A 15,499-nucleotide genomic window follows, 5' to 3' on the forward strand; every position below is an offset into this window, starting at 1 on the left:
AATTGTTTTATGAGGAATGTGCAGATGAAATGATGAACAATAGCGTTGACGACCTTAATTAGTGTGATATAATTCAGAATAATAAATTATATTGGAATTATCATAATATTATTCTTAGCACGCTTGTTTGCTTCTGCACTGCAAAGCTCTTTGTTAGAACGTTGGAATGATAGAATGTCAAATTTCTGGAGAAAGAAGGGGTAAGATGGTTCTCATTGGTGTTGCTTTGATCATTGTTGGCTTTTTGTTTCGGATCAATCCGTTGGTTGTCGTAACGGTTTCGGGATTGGTCACTGGGTTGATAGCTGGTATTCCCTTTAAGGATCTCATCGCTCAATTTGGTGAAGCGTTCACGACGAACCGTTATATGTCGATTTTAATCATTACTCTTCCGGTTATCGGTCTTATGGAACGAAGCGGTTTGCAAAAACAATCGGCTTTGCTTGTTTCGAAAATAAAAGCGATCACCGCTGGTAGATTGATCAACATTTACTTTTTGATCAGGGAAATAGGGGCGGCGCTAGGATTGAATAGTATCGGTGGACATCCACAAACTGTTCGTCCCCTCATTGCACCAATGGCGGAAGGAGCTGCGGAAGCCAAATACGGGAAGCTACCTAAAGAGGAAAGGGAAAATATCCGTGCACATACGGCCGCTGCTGACAACATTGGATTGTTTTTCGGTGAAGATATTTTTGTTGCTGTCGGAGGAATTTTATTAATGAAAGGCTTCTTTGACCAAAATCATGTTGTGAGTGACCCAGTGTTGATGGCACTATGGGGGATTCCCACTGCGGTTGGTGTCTTCATCATCCATTCCATTCGACTATATTTATTCGACAGACGTTTGGAGCGACGTCTTGGGCAAAAGAAACCTGAAAACAAGGAAGTGAAATCTTCATGATACTGTCTCTTGAATACCTCTATGTTTTGATGGGAGTCATCGGTTTGTGCTGTTCTATCTACACTTTTTTAGATAAAAAAAATACAAAACGAGTCACTTCGGGGTTGTTTTATTTTATCTATGCTGTGACTTTGTTGCTGGGAAAAGTGATCCCGCCGTTTTACATAGGCTTGCTCGTCATTCTGATGGTACTTATCGTAGGTTTCGGAGGTTTAGAAAAAGGAAAATATGACAGCACAAGCGAAGAGGAACGCGAAGCGAAACGCAAGCGGCTCGGCAATTGGCTGTTTTTACCGGCGTTGCTTATTCCATTTTTAACCGTTATTTTTTCAAAAGCACTGGCGGGTATCAAAATCGGCGAACTCTTTCTATTTGATCCATCCAATCCGACATTGGTTGGTTTAGGCGTTGCTTGCGTCATCGCTATGATGGTTGCTCTGGCACTTACAAAGAGTACTCCAAAGACAGCCATCAAGGAATCCCGCCGTTTGCTGGAGGCAATTGGTTGGGCTGTCGTATTGCCTCAATTTTTAGCGACGCTTGGCACGATTTTCGATAAAGCTGGCGTCGGCAATGTGGTGGCCGATATTGTCAAACATATGATTCCATCTAATTCATTATTTTGGAGTGTCGTGGTGTTATGTGTTGGAATGGCGTTCTTTACCATGATCATGGGAAATGCGTTTGCGGCCTTTCCGGTCATGGCCGGAGGAATCATCATTCCGATCCTGATTCAGCAGTTCGGAGCGGATCCAAACCAAATTGCCGCCATTTCCATGTTTGCCGGTTATTGCGGAACGTTGATGACACCTATGGCTGCCAATTTTAATATTGTTCCCGCAGCTTTATTAGACTTGAAAGATAAATATCATGTCATTCGGGTGCAAGTACCAACGGCATTGTTGACGCTTTTGCTCAATATTGTGCTGATGTATTGCCTGGCTAGATGGCAAATGTAGCTTTGGGATATGAAAATGTTGTGCACATGTGTAGATGATATGGCCAATGGAGCGTCCGTTTGAAACAAAATGATAGGGAATATTGTTGTGAGATTCATAGGTTTCGAGAGGAAGAGCATCGGAGGGAATAGTATGGAGAAAAAAGTTTTAATGACCGGTTTTGATGCTTTTGAAGGTGAGCGTGTGAATCCGGCTTTGGAAACAGTCAAAATTTTAAATGGTTACCAGGAAAAAGGGGTTCACATTGTTGCTGTAGAAATCCCAACGGTCTTTCGAGCCTCGATCAAAAAGCTGGAAGAAGCGATTAAAGAGGAGAAGCCGGATGTTGTGATCTGCGTTGGGCAGGGAGGAGGTCGAACACACATTACACCAGAGCGGGTAGCCATTAATGTGGATGATGCCAGAATTCCCGATAATGAAGGCAATCAGCCGATTGATGAGGCGATTGTAAAGAATGGTCCGGTTGCCTATTGGTCGACGCTGCCGATCAAACGCATCGTGAAGAATCTACGAGAAAGCGGTATCCCTGCAGAGGTATCTAACTCAGCCGGAACGTTTGTCTGTAATCATTTGTTTTACGGTTTAATGCATTATTTGCATGACAATGCTCCGGATGTGCGCGGAGGATTTATTCACATCCCTTATTTGCCGGAGCAGACTGTCAATAAACATGCACCGAGCATGGCAATTGAAACGATCGTTGAAGGTTTAAAAATCGCTGCCATCACTGCAGCACTCGAACCTGAGGATATAAAAGAAAGCGGTGGTGCGATTCATTAAAGAATAGGCGATGGATATTTCTAGAGATTTTTGAAAGCAGCAGCTCCACTCATTAAGAAAAAGATGAAAGGGATATCAAATGAATTTTCCAATTTTTTGGCCCTGTCCGTTTATCCGGATAGGGCCTCTTTTATCAAATATGTCGATTTTTTCTTTTTCTAAGTTCGTACTTTTTTGAAAAAATTTATGTAGTTTTAAATGAATCGAGGGAAGCATTTAGATCTTTGGCTAATACATATAATGATTTTGCCTCATCTGCGACTTCGTTTATTGTTGTATCTTGTTCATCGGTAATAGAAGCGACTTCTTGCATGCTGCTTGAAATTTGTTGGGCGATGCTGGCGATGTTGGACATGCTTTCTACCATTTCGCTCATTTTTTGTTCCATAATTTCCGCTGCGGAAGACATGGATTTTGATTCGGAAGAGGCTTGTTCCACAACGGATATTAGATCATCAAAAGATTGCTTTGTCGAATGCATCATGTCTATTCCTTCTTTTAAAATGCTGGAGTTATTCGTAATAGCGCTGGTGACATTTTCCGTATCGTTGCGGATGATTTCGGTTAATTGTTTAATTTCTTCTGAAGCTTGTTTGGATTGTTCAGCTAGATTTTTCACTTCTTGTGCGACGACTGCGAAACCTTTTCCTTCGTCTCCGGCTCGAGCGGCTTCGATGGATGCATTTAATGATAATAAATGTGTTTGTGAAGCGATGGTTTGAATGACTTTGACGAATTGATCGATATGTTTCGTTTTATGGTCAAGTGTATAAATTTTTTCTGTTGTTTCAAGAAACGTTGCTTGTACTTCTTCTAGTTTTTTCACTGTTTGATTGATGAATTGAAGCCCTACTTTCGATTTTTCATTGGCGATCATGGCTACGTTGTCGACTTTTTTTATCGCTGAAGCGACTTGCTTTACTCGATGAGACGTTTCATGAATCGCTTCGGTGCTTTTTAAAGAATATTGAGATTGGCGTTCCATTGCATTGACGACTTCTTTCATCGCCTTTGTGACGATGTCTGATGTTGCTTTTGAATGATTTGAAGAGTCTCTTAATTTGTTAGAGGATGATTCAATTTGCAAAGTAGTATGATCGACTTGCTGGATGAGAAATCTTAAATTGCTGACCATTTGATGAAATCCATTAGACAGTGTCGTGATTTCTCGTGATACGGAATGAATATGTATAGGTGTATCTAAGTCTCCGCCGGCCACTTGGTCAAATGCTCGTTTTAGCAGCGTAATAGGCTTTACAATGGAGCGAATGGTCATAAAGCCGATAAAGCTGGCTACTAAAATCATAGTGATTGTGAATCCCAACATCATTCTTTGCTGGTGGGTGATCGGCTTGATATAGTCTTGATCTTTAACAGCGATGACAAAAGTTGCATTATCGAGCTCGATTAATGGAGATAAAGCCATCGTATAGCCATGAAGATGTTCAATGCCTGTTTTTTGTTTCAAAATTTGATTGATTTCATTTTTAGTGAGGGGAATTTTTTCTTTTAAATTCGTATCCGCTAATCCTTTGATTTCTTTATCTTTTGTGATTTGAAATTGGATGGGGATTAAGTTTTGTTCTTTAAACATTCTTTGATTGAGCTGCACGGCATAGCGCAGTTCGCGGTTAAATTCTTCTCTCGTCGTAGAGGCTTTTAACATGACCACTTTTTCCGACATCACTTCTGCAGATAAAGATAGCTGCTGCTCCATTGATTGGATGGCGAGCTTTTTATTTTTTTCAACATTCACATAGGCGATCAACAAAGAGGATAAAGCGATCACTGTAATGATAGGCACAAGCAATATGGTGAGCAACCGAAACTTTTTTTGATTTTTCTCTTTTCTCATTTTGATACTCCTATAAATGTAATATTTTACTCTCATTTAACCAAACCAATGTAAAGATAATATAAATTTTTCATAAAGCATTCGTTAAAAAAAGGGGCCTGACCCCATTAATGATTTAAATCAATAAAGTGATAAATCAATAAATCTATTAATCATAAAGCAAGGAATCGATAAATTTATAAAGCAATGGCGATAAAGCGGTAGTGATCATGCGAGATCATGGGATGATCGTGTGGTTTAGGGGTGACTTTTGTTAAATGGAGATTGCGTTTCATTTAAGGTTGGTTGGAAGAGAGATAAACTACTGGTGTGTAAATAGGGCTTGTAAGCAGTGGTGTCTTCATTCAAAATGAGAATGATTACTAAGAAAAGAGTCAGGTGATTTTAATGAAGCATAAATGGTTTTGGTGGGGGTTCGTGCTCATTTGGTGTGGGGTCATTTTTTCTTTTAGTCAATTTTCTATGTTTACAGGTGCAAATACGGCGAAAGTCATTCATCACATCGCTCAGTATTTTGGATTGGAGGGGACGAACGATCATCGCGATAGCGGCGTCTTTTCGTGGAATTTTATCATCCGCAAATTTGCGCATCTTTCAGCTTTTGGTTTTTTGGCTTTTCTTGTGTGGAAAGCGGTATTTCCGAATCGGTTTTCTTATATAGGAGCATGGTGTTTTACCGTATTGTATGCGGCATCGGATGAGTGGCATCAATCGTTTCGACCGGGACGGACGGCTTTATTTTCCGATGTACTGATCGATGCAGCCGGAGCATTCATTGTTTTATTGTTTATCCGTTTTTATATACGGACAAGGCGTCATTAAAATAAATTCAGAGGGTTCCATTCGTTCACGCGGAGTATAAAGCATATAAAAATACTGGAAGCGAAAACCGCAGTCCAGTATCGAAAAGGGAACTAGTATTGAGTAAAAATAAGAGAGAACGTATAAAGAGCTTACATAAAACCGTGTTTTTTAGCGGTACGAAAATCTGAATTTTAGATTCTCTTGATTTTCAAGAGAAATGAACAGGTTTGGTCCACTGTGATACAGAAAAAAAGAACTAGTTTGGTAACTGTCTATTTGAAGGTAACGTGTATACGTACCTTCTTTTTTATTCTAACAATCTCTCCTTTGTATCAGAGAGTATCAAAGAAAATGGCTGATGATTTTTTGAAAAATGGTGGATTTCTTCAAAAGATAATAGACGGTTAATACGCCGAACGAATCAATCAGTAGATCATATAAACGGCCGTCTCGTCCGAAAAAAAGCTGCAAGATTTCGGTGGTGAACGCAAAAGCGACCGAAATCAAGATAGACTGCTTATGATCTTTCAGCCAGATATACAGAAGGACATCCATGATGGCAAAGCCGGTAAAGTGTCCAAGTTTTATCCAAAACCAATGGGGGTGAATCAGCTGGATATCATAAAAGTTAAAGAATTGTAAAAAATCGGGGGACGAATGCCATTCAAATTTAATGGTTTGAAATCGCAGCAACGCTTCCAAATTTTCGGTCCATGTATGGATGCCTAAGAACAATCCCCATAAGATGACGGCAAGGAATTTCAATGATTCTTGCCGGTGGTACCTTTCTTCTTTTTTTAGACTGGATATTCCGTTTTCTGTTTTGTTCATTGCTAAGCTCCTAGTGACTGGTTTTATTTCCCTATTATATCATATGAAAATAATGACTGGTGAGAGGCTATTGGACCAAGCCGTCAAGAAAAGAATGTAACTGTTCTGTTTCATCCAATGAACAAAGAGGAAGGATCTAATGAGAGCACTGTTAAACTTTCACCAGTGTAAAGAGATTCTTTTTTATCCGAACACCTATGGTTTCGGCAGCCATGGACTTCGTCATTCTGGCTTTCTGGATTTTGATTGATTAAAGATAGGGGCCTGCCGTTTATCAAAGTATAATTAGGATATGAGAGAAGAAGGAGGAATAACTGCGCTTTGTGGATAGATATTCTTATAGCTTGTGATTTATTTTCTGAAGATTCATAATTATATTATATTTGGTTCAGGAGGTATGGAAATGACAAATCAATATACAAATGTACGTGTTGCGGTTGTACAAGCGGCTTCTGTGATCATGGATCGGGATGCTACTACGGAAAAAGCGATTTCGTTGATTCAGGAGGCTGCGGAAAAAGGAGCTGGCATCGTAGTGTTTCCGGAAGCTTTCATTCCGGCGTATCCTAGAGGACTGACTTTTGGAACGAGCGTCGGCGGCCGTTCACCGGAAGGACGAAAAGATTGGCTTCGCTACTGGGAAAATTCTGTACCAGTGCCCAGTGAAACGACAGAACGGTTGGGAGAAGCGGCTCGTAAGGCAGGAGTGTATCTTGTGATCGGCGTTATTGAAAGAGATCATGAATTTAGTAGAGGAACTTTATACTGCACGGTTTTATTTTTCGGACCGGACGGCTCTTTGCTTGGAAAACATCGGAAGATGAAACCGACTGCCTCTGAACGCATTATTTGGGGAGAGGGGGATGGAAGCACGCTGCCAGTAATTGATACGCCCTATGGAAGAATGGGTGCATTAATTTGTTGGGAAAATTATATGCCGTTGGCGAGAACGGCCATGTATGCAAAAGGAGTTCAAATTTATATTGCTCCGACAGCGGATGCAAGAGAACTGTGGCAGTCTACGATTCGTCATATTGCCGCTGAAGGAAGATGTTTTGTGTTATCTTGCAATCAGTATGTGACGAAGGATATGTACCCGACGGATTTAGCGTGCTATGAAGAGCTGGAGTCTTCGCCACATGAAATGTGCATCGGCGGAAGCGCCATTGTCGGACCGCTTGGAAACTATATTCATGAACCTGTCTATGGAAAAGAAGATATTTTAATCGCCGATCTTGATTTGCGTGAGATCGCCTATAGTCAATTTGATTTTGATGTCGTTGGGCATTACTCAAGACCGGACGTATTCCAGCTGTTGGTGAATGAAGAGAAGAAAGACAGCGTTAAGTGGATAGGATCTAATCATTTTTGATGAAATAGCAATGAAAGATTTTGCATATGAGGAATTCAAGCCCCTTTTTCTTGCGACTAAAAAGGGGGCTTATTCCGCATGAAAATATCTTTTCAATCATGTTCTATCAAAAACCGCTTTGGTATGCCAATTGCATATTGAGGGTAAATGATAAAAACGGTGAAGTTTGGAGGTGAAACAATCGATGGAATAGGAACAACTGAGAAGATCTCGCGGAAAAAGATTCGTATGAAGAAAATAGATTTTCGACTGTGATCTTCGGGAATGGAAGTCAGCTAATGACGTAGAATTTAGTAAAGAACTTTTCGTAATGGTTGGTGAGACGACAAAGGCGAAAGCTGTTGAGAAAGGGGAAATGGGTATGACCGACATTATTGGAAACAGGACCATTCCGCAATTACTAAAGGAAATGGCCACTCTTTATCCAAAGAAAACGTTTGTTGTGTTTGAGGATCAACAAGAGCAGACCAGCTCGCTTACTTATGAAGAGTTTCTCGATAAAGTCCGTCGTCTGGCCCGTGCTTTGCAGCAGTATGGCATTCAAAAAGGAAATAAAGTACTTCTTCACCTGCCAAATGGAATCGACTTTATGATTTCTTGGTTTTCGGTCACTTCCATCGGAGCGGTGATGGTTCCTACCAATGTTTTATCGACAGCTGAAGAAATGGCTTATTTGCTCGAACATTCCGAAACGAAACTGGTGATTACGGAAAAAGAGTATGTCCATAAGTTTACGAGATTCCGAGATCAATTGAACGGCTTGTTTTTGGCAAGGAGCGAAGAGCACGACTACGGAGTGAGCCTTCAAAACATCATCCATGACACAGAACCACTGACTGCCTTTCCTCGTTTATCGAGCGATGACATTGCTTCCATTTTATATACGTCGGGTACGACATCCAAACCGAAAGGGGTTTTGCTTACTCATGCCAATTATATCTACGTGGGAGAAATCATGTCCAAAACACTGAGGATGTCCCCGGATGACCGCGTGTTCATCGTATTGCCGATGTTCCACGGGAATGGGCAATATTACTTAGCGATGCCGGCATTGACGGTTGGAGCCAGTATCGCGATAGCAGAACGATTCAGCGCCTCCCGCTACTTTCAACAAGCGAAACGATTGCGGGCAACGGTCGGATCGTTGTTTGCCGCCCCTTTAAAAATGATTTTAAAGAAGCCTTATCGGTCTGCGGATGCTGAACATTCATTGCGGCTGATTATTTTCGCACAGTCTATCACAAGGGAACAACTCCGTGAGTTTGAACAACGATACCGTGTATCTTTGCGGCAATTATACGGGATGACGGAAACCGTCGGCACCCCGCTCATTAATCCGTTGGACGGCTATTACAATAACAGCAGCATGGGACGACCGACGATCGGTTATCGAGTCAAGCTGGTCGACGAAAACGGTCATGAAGTAAAAGACGGCGAAGCGGGGCAAATCATCGTGAACGGAATTCCGGGGAGGACCATCATGAAAGGCTATTTTCATAATGAAGAGGCGACAAGCAGCACCATAAAAGACGGATGGCTCTATACCGGCGATGTCGCACGGAAAGATCCCAACGATGGATTTTTTTACTTCGTGGATCGTCAAAAAGATATGATCAGGCGTGCCGGTGAAAATATAGCAGCCGGTGAAGTGGAAGAGGTGATCAATCAATGTGAAGGTGTTTTTGAAAGCGCTGTTATTGGCGTTCCTGACGAAATAAGAGATGAAGCCATCCATGCTTTCGTGATTGCAAAAGATGGATACGATCTTTTCGAGCAAGAAATAATCGATGTTTGTAAACAAAAGCTCGCCAAATTTAAAGTTCCGGAAGCCATTCATTTTGTCGACGAGTTTCCGAGAACCTCCGTCGGTAAAATTCAGAAACATGAGTTGAAAAAATTCCTCTACGAGAAGGGGGCCGCGAAACGCAAGTAGTTAAAAGTTTTATTTTCTAGTATTCACACTAGGGGTCGAATGGCAGGATGCCATTTTTTCAGCAGGTCTCATTTGGCGATGGTGCAATAATGGACAGTATTCTTTAGCCTTATTAAAATCAGCTTCACTAGTTAAATAGGATCAAAGAAAAGAGAGCAAGAGGCCAGGAAAATGGATCGGCTCTCTTTTTCTTTTGATCAAATGCAAAAACGGAGAAGAGGTTGGGGCAGTGATAGGAATAGATTTTCTATGGTGATGACAAATTCACGATAAAAATGACAAATATTCGATCAATCTTGCCGAAATTTTGGTACAAAAACAAAAAGGGAGATGGAGGGGAGCAATCTTTTCAGTTGGCACGTTTTTTGCATGACTATGGATGAAACATATTGAAAGGGGAGAGGGGAAAATGAAAGCGGCTGTTGTGAATTCATTTAAACAAAAATTGGAAATTAAAGATGTGGAGAAACCAACATTAGAGTATGGGGAAGTGCTTGTGAAAATTGAAGCGTGCGGTGTATGTCATACGGATCTTCATGCGGCTCACGGAGACTGGCCGGTAAAGCCGAAGCTTCCTTTAATACCGGGGCATGAAGGAGTAGGGATTGTGGTAGAAGTCGGTGAAGGAGTTCGATCGATCAAAGTGGGAGATCGCGTCGGCATTCCTTGGCTTTATTCTGCATGTGGGGAATGTGAATATTGTTTAACCGGACAAGAAACTCTGTGTCCTCATCAATTGAACGGCGGATATTCTGTAGACGGTGGTTATGCAGAGTATTGTAAAGCTCCTGCTGACTACGTGGCGAAAATTCCGGAACATTTGGATCCTGTGGAAGTGGCGCCGATTTTATGTGCGGGAGTGACGACGTATAAAGCGTTAAAGGTTTCCAACGCGAAACCAGGGGAATGGGTTGCGATATACGGCATCGGAGGATTAGGCCACATTGCGCTGCAATATGCCAAAGCGATGGGATTGAATGTTGTAGCTGTGGATATTAGCGATGAAAAATCGGCATTGGCTAAAAAGTTAGGGGCCGATATTGCGATCAATGGATTAAAAGAAGATCCGGTCGAAACGATTCGGGAAAAATTAGGCGGAGTGCATGCGGCCGTCAGCGTGGCAGTCAACCGGAAAGCGTTTGAACAAGCTTACCAATCCGTAAAACGAGGCGGTACTCTCGTCGTCGTTGGATTGCCAAATGATGAATTGCCGATTCCGATTTTTGATACCGTTTTAAACGGGGTAACGGTAAGAGGTTCGATTGTCGGAACAAGAAAAGATATGCAAGAAGCTTTAGATTTCGCTGCACGCGGAAAAGTTCGCCCCATTGTCGAAACGGCACCGTTAGAGGATATTAATGAAGTATTTGAGAAAATGGAAAAAGGGCAAATTAACGGACGGATCGTATTAAAAATTGGGGAAGCCAACTAATTTGTCATCTTCTGAATGGCAGGGAGCGAGTACATACCACGGATCGCTCCCTGCGTGATAAAAGGGAAGGACCACGGCGGAAGACGCCGTTAGACGTGTTACCGATCTGTTCAAAAGCGTGCCTGAAAGAACTTGTGAAATCTTATTCAACGCTGGACCTTTATATGAATCTATTGAACAGAATGAACTCCTTTTTCTTTTAATAAATAGCGAAGTTTTCGAACCGAGATATTCAGTTGTTCTGCCGCTTTTTTTCGATTTCCGACAGTTTGTTTTAATGTTTTCATGACGAAAGATCGACCAATTTGCCATTCTAATTCTTTTACTAACGATAGCACCTGTTCCAAATCCACTTCACGGTTGTTTTTCCATAGTTCCAGAATATAGTTTGTCCATTCGTTTAAATATACTTCAAGGTCGGCCTCGTCATCATGATCCTTTTTTTCATTCAATAATTTGATCTGCGGCGAATCGTTTGTCATTTTCATTTTTTCCGGCAAATAATTCGGAGTAATGATCGTGGTTTCGCCTTCTGCCAATGTGACCGTTCTTTTGATCACATTCAGAAGTTCACGGATATTTCCCGGCCAATGATATTGTTTCATTTGTTCGATGGTATCTTCAGAAAAAGTAAGATGGGTTTGTAATTTTTGTAAGAAGAACTCTATGAGAAGGGGAAGATCTTCTATCCTTTTTCTCAACGGAGGCAAGGATAATTTGACCACGTCTAAACGATACAATAAGTCTTCGCGAAATGTTTTTTCGGCTACCGCTTGAGCCAGATTGACATGGGAAGCAGCGAGGATTCGCGTATTGGTCCTGCGTATCGTTTCCCCTCCTACTCGAAAATACTCTCCTGTTTCTAACACCCGCAAAAGTTTTACTTGAGTCGAAAGAGAAGCCTCTCCAATTTCGTCCAGAAATAAAGTGCCTTTGTTCGCAATTTCAAAAATTCCTTTTTTCTCTTTTACGGCTCCTGTGAAGGCTCCTTTTTCATGTCCAAACAATTCGCTTTCCAGAAGGGTTTCTGAAATCGCTCCGCAGTTGATTCCGATAAATGGTTGGTCAGAACGCATGCTGGCGCTGTGGATAAAATGCGCTAACACTTCTTTTCCGGTTCCGGTTTCTCCTTCTATCAGCACGTTGACATTTTTCTTGGCAATTTTGTAGGCTAGCTTCACCAAATCATTCATTTCTTTGTTTTTTCCTATTATAAAGCCTAGCGATTCTGACAACTTATACATGTCGTGATCAGACGATGTGGACCGGGTGTTCAATAATTCTTCGATTAATGTTTCCAATTGGTCAAGATCGTCAAACGGTTTCTCGATATAATCGCTGGCTCCGTTTTTAATCGCTTCGATCGCTGTTTTCACCGTACTGTAGCCGGTCATGACTATCACTTGGCAAGAAGGGGTCGTTTTTTTCATCTGTTTTAATAAATCTAAACCGTTGGCATCAGGCAATTTTACATCGATGAAAGCCAAATCAAATGCTTGTTCTTGGAGGAGACGTCGAAAATCTTTCCCGTTGTATCCAATCTTTACGTGAAATCCTTTTTCCTCAAGAAAATGCAAAAAGAATGTACCGACTTCCGTTTCATCGTCAATGACAAGAATATTGGCCATATCTTCCAACCCCCGAATGATCTTTTTAATGTTTGGCAGGCAGCTTTAAAAGGAATTGGCTTCCTTTTCCGAGTTCACTTTTTACCTCAATTGTTCCACCGTGAGCTTCTGCGATCCCTAAACTGACGGAAAGACCAAGTCCTGTTCCTTTTCCGGGCCGTTTTGTCGTAAAAAATGGATTGAAAATTTCTTGTAAATGCTGTTTGCTTATTCCTTTGCCGTTATCTGCGACCGAAAGAAGAACCCATTGTTTCCCTTTTTCTTTGACCGTCGATGTGCGGATCTTAATCACTTTTTTCGGCACATCGGTCTCTTCTAAAGCATCTTTTGCATTGATTAACAGATTTAAAATGATTTGTCCGATTTGTTGTGCGTTTCCTTCAACAGTGCCAATGGAGTCATCCAGCGTTTTTTGGATCAGGATATTTTGTTTGCGAATCTGGTAACCGACTAATCCTAATACTTGCTCGACTGCTTCATTGATGGAACAATCTTCAAACCTATATTCATCTTGTCTTGAGAACGTCAATAAATTTTGAATAATGGTTTTGCATCGTTTACCGCATGTAAAAATATCGGTCAACAGTTGATAGGAGCGATTTTCCTTTGATACCGATCTTAATAATAGTTGGGCGTTTCCTAAGATGGCGGTTAATGGGTTGTTAAGCTCGTGGGCAATTCCTGCCGCCATTTCGCCAATGGCCGCAAGCTTCCCTGATTGAACTAATTGAGCCTCAATCCGGGATTTTTCTGTGATGTCATTGATATAAACAATGATGGCATACATGTTTTGGCTTTCATTAAATATCGGGTAGGAATGGAGTTCACATACACGCTGTTGAATATGAATTTGCCTGTGAACGGGTTTTTTCGTTTGAAGACTTTCCAATATCGGGCTGTCATGAATATCCATGGATAATAGCGAATGGATGTTTTCGTTCGTTTTTTTCTGCGCAGGCAATGAAAAGAATTCTTGTGCCGAGTCATTATAATTCAGAAGATTTCCGTGTAAGTCAACGACCAGTATCATTTCGGAAACAGCCCGGAACGTTTCTTCCCATTCTTTTTTACTCGTGAGCACTTCTTGATAAAGCTGGGCATTTTCTATACAAACAGCTAATTGATCACCCAGTTGTTGAAAAAAGGAAAGATCATCTTTCTCATATTGGAGGGTGCTTTTGCTTCCGACGCTTAAAAGACCAATGATTTTTTCTTTACTCGTTAAGGGAATTAATAAAACACTTTGAATTCCTAATGATTCGTACACTTTGTTTTCAATAAAAGAATCCTTTTTATTCCGGACTTGGTAAAAAGTCATTTGCAGGGATTGAATGACGTTCCAATAGAGCGAGTTTTCCTTCGGCAGAGAAAAACCGATCGGGAAATATAAGGACTGCGCCGGGTAAGCATTGCTTATCATTAATTCTTGATGTTTATATAAAGATAAGCTGATTCTTTCGCACGGGAAAATTTGATTTAATTTATCAAAAAGGTTTTTCATTAATTCATCCATGGACATATCGATATTAAAACTTTTGGTCACTTCGTTTATGATTTCTAGCTGCGTATTTTTCTTTTTTAATTCCGTGACCATTTTTTTTAATTCGGTATAATAACTTTTTTTGGAAGACTGGACCCCCGTTAAGAGACTCATCATTTTCTTCTGATCGTGTATCTTCATGAGTCACCAAGCCTTTCTGAATAATTCTTCAATATCCTCAATGGTTATGTCTCTCGGGTTTGTGATCATGCAGGCGTCATTTAAGGCAATTTGACTCATTTCTTGTATCGTTTCTTTTTCTATCCCCATTTCCGACAATTTTTGAGGAGCTCCGATATCAATGGCTAATTCTTTAACATAGTCAATGGCTTTTTTTCCTGCTTCCATATAGGTGAGGCCACGGGTGTCGATCCCAAGAAATGAAGCAATATCGGCAAATTTCTTCGGATTGGCGATCAAATTGTATTCCATCACATGGGGCAACAGAACGGAATTGACATCGCCGTGATGCACCGGAAACCGCCCGCCGATGGCATGGGACATCGCATGTACAGCTCCCAAAATAGCGTTGGAAAAAGAGAGGCCCGCTTGTAAACTGGCCATCGCCATATTGGTTTTCGCTTCCATATTGAGTTTGGATGCAACCGAAGGGCGCAAATATTGGGCCACTAACGTAATGGCATTTTTCGCTTGAACATCTGTTAAAGGTGTCGATGCTAAACTGACATACGCTTCAATTCCGTGGGATAAGACGTCTAAACCGGTGGAAGCTGTCAAATGGGCGTTTTTTGTTGTTAATGTTTCAGGATCGACAATCGCAATATCCGGAACGAGAGATTTCGATACGATGGTCATCTTTTTTTGTCCTTTTGTATCTAATATGATCGAAAACTGCGATACTTCTGAACCGGAACCGGCCGTTGTAGGAACCATCACTTGTGGGGGGAGGGGTTTTTGGATTTTATCGACTCCTTCATAATCGTGAATATGACCGCCGTTGGCGACAAGGATCGCAATCGCTTTTGCTACATCGATGGAACTTCCGCCGCCTATTCCGATAATGGCGTCGCATTCATTATCGACATACAGGGCAGCGCCATTTTCAACTTCCTTATCTTTTGGATTCACCGTGACATCATAAAATGTGGAGTATTTCAGCCCGGCTTGTTTGCAGCTCTTTATCACAACTTCCAGCCAACCGGCTTCCATGACACCCGGATCACTGACAATGAATACGTTTGTGGCGCCAAGCCTAAGACAGCTTTCGCCGACTTGATGAATGGAATGATTTCCAAAAATCACTTCCGGCATAACAAATTTATGTATCATCATTCTAAATCCCCCAATGTACGGCTTATACTTTTCCTTTGATTGGGCTAAAATTCATTTCTTTTGAGTCCAACTTGTCTTGTTGGATACGGACGGAGAATAAGAAGATGGTTCAAAATGAAACGAAGAAGGGATTTTCACAAAATGGGAAGAATAGATTTCTTGATGTAA

General features: G+C 41.3%; 12 protein-coding genes. 7 read left to right on the plus strand and 5 right to left on the minus strand.

The genetic code is table 11. The features are described 5' to 3' along the window. The first annotated feature begins 205 nt into the window (after nt 1-205). The 3 genes from NST81_RS03330 to pcp all read left to right on the plus strand — a co-directional run bounded on the left by NST81_RS03330 (nt 206) and on the right by pcp (nt 2,643). Nucleotides 206-904 (plus strand): DUF969 domain-containing protein, encoded by a 699-nt coding sequence (locus tag NST81_RS03330; protein WP_048622635.1) that lies wholly within the window; start codon nt 206-208, stop codon nt 902-904. Then, a complete protein-coding gene (locus NST81_RS03335; protein ID WP_048622636.1) occupies nt 901-1,863 on the plus strand; it encodes a DUF979 domain-containing protein in 963 nt (320 codons plus the stop codon). Before NST81_RS03330 ends, NST81_RS03335 begins: the two co-directional genes overlap by 4 nt. A 132-nt stretch (nt 1,864-1,995) precedes the next feature. Next, complete coding sequence (gene pcp / locus NST81_RS03340) at nt 1,996-2,643, plus strand: pyroglutamyl-peptidase I (protein ID WP_048622637.1); 648 nt, start codon at nt 1,996-1,998, stop codon at nt 2,641-2,643. Nucleotides 2,644-2,827: 184 nt separating this feature from the next. Here the strand turns inward: pcp and NST81_RS03345 are convergent, their stop codons facing one another. Further along, nucleotides 2,828-4,498 carry a methyl-accepting chemotaxis protein gene (locus NST81_RS03345; RefSeq protein WP_341028407.1) on the minus strand — a complete coding sequence of 557 codons (1,671 nt, stop codon included), beginning with the start codon at nt 4,496-4,498 and terminating at the stop codon, nt 2,828-2,830. 387 nt (nt 4,499-4,885) lie between these two features. On the opposite strand from NST81_RS03345, the gene NST81_RS03350 reads away from it, so the two are divergent. Further along, nucleotides 4,886-5,320: a VanZ family protein gene (locus NST81_RS03350; protein WP_048622639.1), complete on the plus strand. Its 435-nt coding sequence runs from the start codon at nt 4,886-4,888 to the stop codon at nt 5,318-5,320. Nucleotides 5,321-5,644: 324 nt separating this feature from the next. Here NST81_RS03350 and NST81_RS03355 read toward each other — a convergent pair whose 3' ends face one another. Next, nucleotides 5,645-6,133, minus strand: coding sequence for a VanZ family protein (locus NST81_RS03355; protein ID WP_003353977.1), 489 nt, complete (start codon nt 6,131-6,133; stop codon nt 5,645-5,647). 403 nt (nt 6,134-6,536) lie between these two features. Between NST81_RS03355 and NST81_RS03360 the strand changes: the two genes are divergently transcribed. The 3 genes from NST81_RS03360 to adhP all read left to right on the plus strand — a co-directional run bounded on the left by NST81_RS03360 (nt 6,537) and on the right by adhP (nt 10,870). Further along, nucleotides 6,537-7,505, plus strand: a complete 969-nt coding sequence (locus NST81_RS03360) for a carbon-nitrogen hydrolase family protein (protein WP_048622640.1) — start codon at nt 6,537-6,539, stop codon at nt 7,503-7,505. Between the two features lie 361 nt (nt 7,506-7,866). Continuing rightward, nucleotides 7,867-9,438 carry a class I adenylate-forming enzyme family protein gene (locus tag NST81_RS03365; protein WP_341028412.1) on the plus strand — a complete coding sequence of 524 codons (1,572 nt, stop codon included), beginning with the start codon at nt 7,867-7,869 and terminating at the stop codon, nt 9,436-9,438. 409 nt (nt 9,439-9,847) lie between these two features. Continuing rightward, nucleotides 9,848-10,870 (plus strand): alcohol dehydrogenase AdhP, encoded by a 1,023-nt coding sequence (gene adhP / locus NST81_RS03370; protein ID WP_003353974.1) that lies wholly within the window; start codon nt 9,848-9,850, stop codon nt 10,868-10,870. 170 nt (nt 10,871-11,040) lie between these two features. Here the strand turns inward: adhP and NST81_RS03375 are convergent, their stop codons facing one another. Genes NST81_RS03375 through NST81_RS03385 form a run of 3 tightly spaced genes read right to left on the minus strand, consistent with a single transcriptional unit; the run spans nt 11,041 to nt 15,331 of the window. Continuing rightward, the gene (locus NST81_RS03375; RefSeq protein ID WP_341028414.1) at nt 11,041-12,498 is read right to left on the minus strand and encodes a sigma-54-dependent transcriptional regulator; all 1,458 of its coding nucleotides are present in this window, start codon (nt 12,496-12,498) and stop codon (nt 11,041-11,043) included. A gap of 25 nt (nt 12,499-12,523) precedes the next feature. Next, nucleotides 12,524-14,179: a sensor histidine kinase gene (locus tag NST81_RS03380; protein ID WP_341028415.1), complete on the minus strand. Its 1,656-nt coding sequence runs from the start codon at nt 14,177-14,179 to the stop codon at nt 12,524-12,526. Between the two features lie 3 nt (nt 14,180-14,182). Continuing rightward, nucleotides 14,183-15,331, minus strand: a complete 1,149-nt coding sequence (locus NST81_RS03385) for an iron-containing alcohol dehydrogenase (RefSeq protein ID WP_341028416.1) — start codon at nt 15,329-15,331, stop codon at nt 14,183-14,185. Nucleotides 15,332-15,499: the final 168 nt, after the last annotated feature.

This window comes from Bacillus sp. FSL W8-0223 (assembly GCF_038006805.1).
Lineage (GTDB): Bacteria > Bacillota > Bacilli > Bacillales > DSM-4216 > Bacillus_O > Bacillus_O smithii.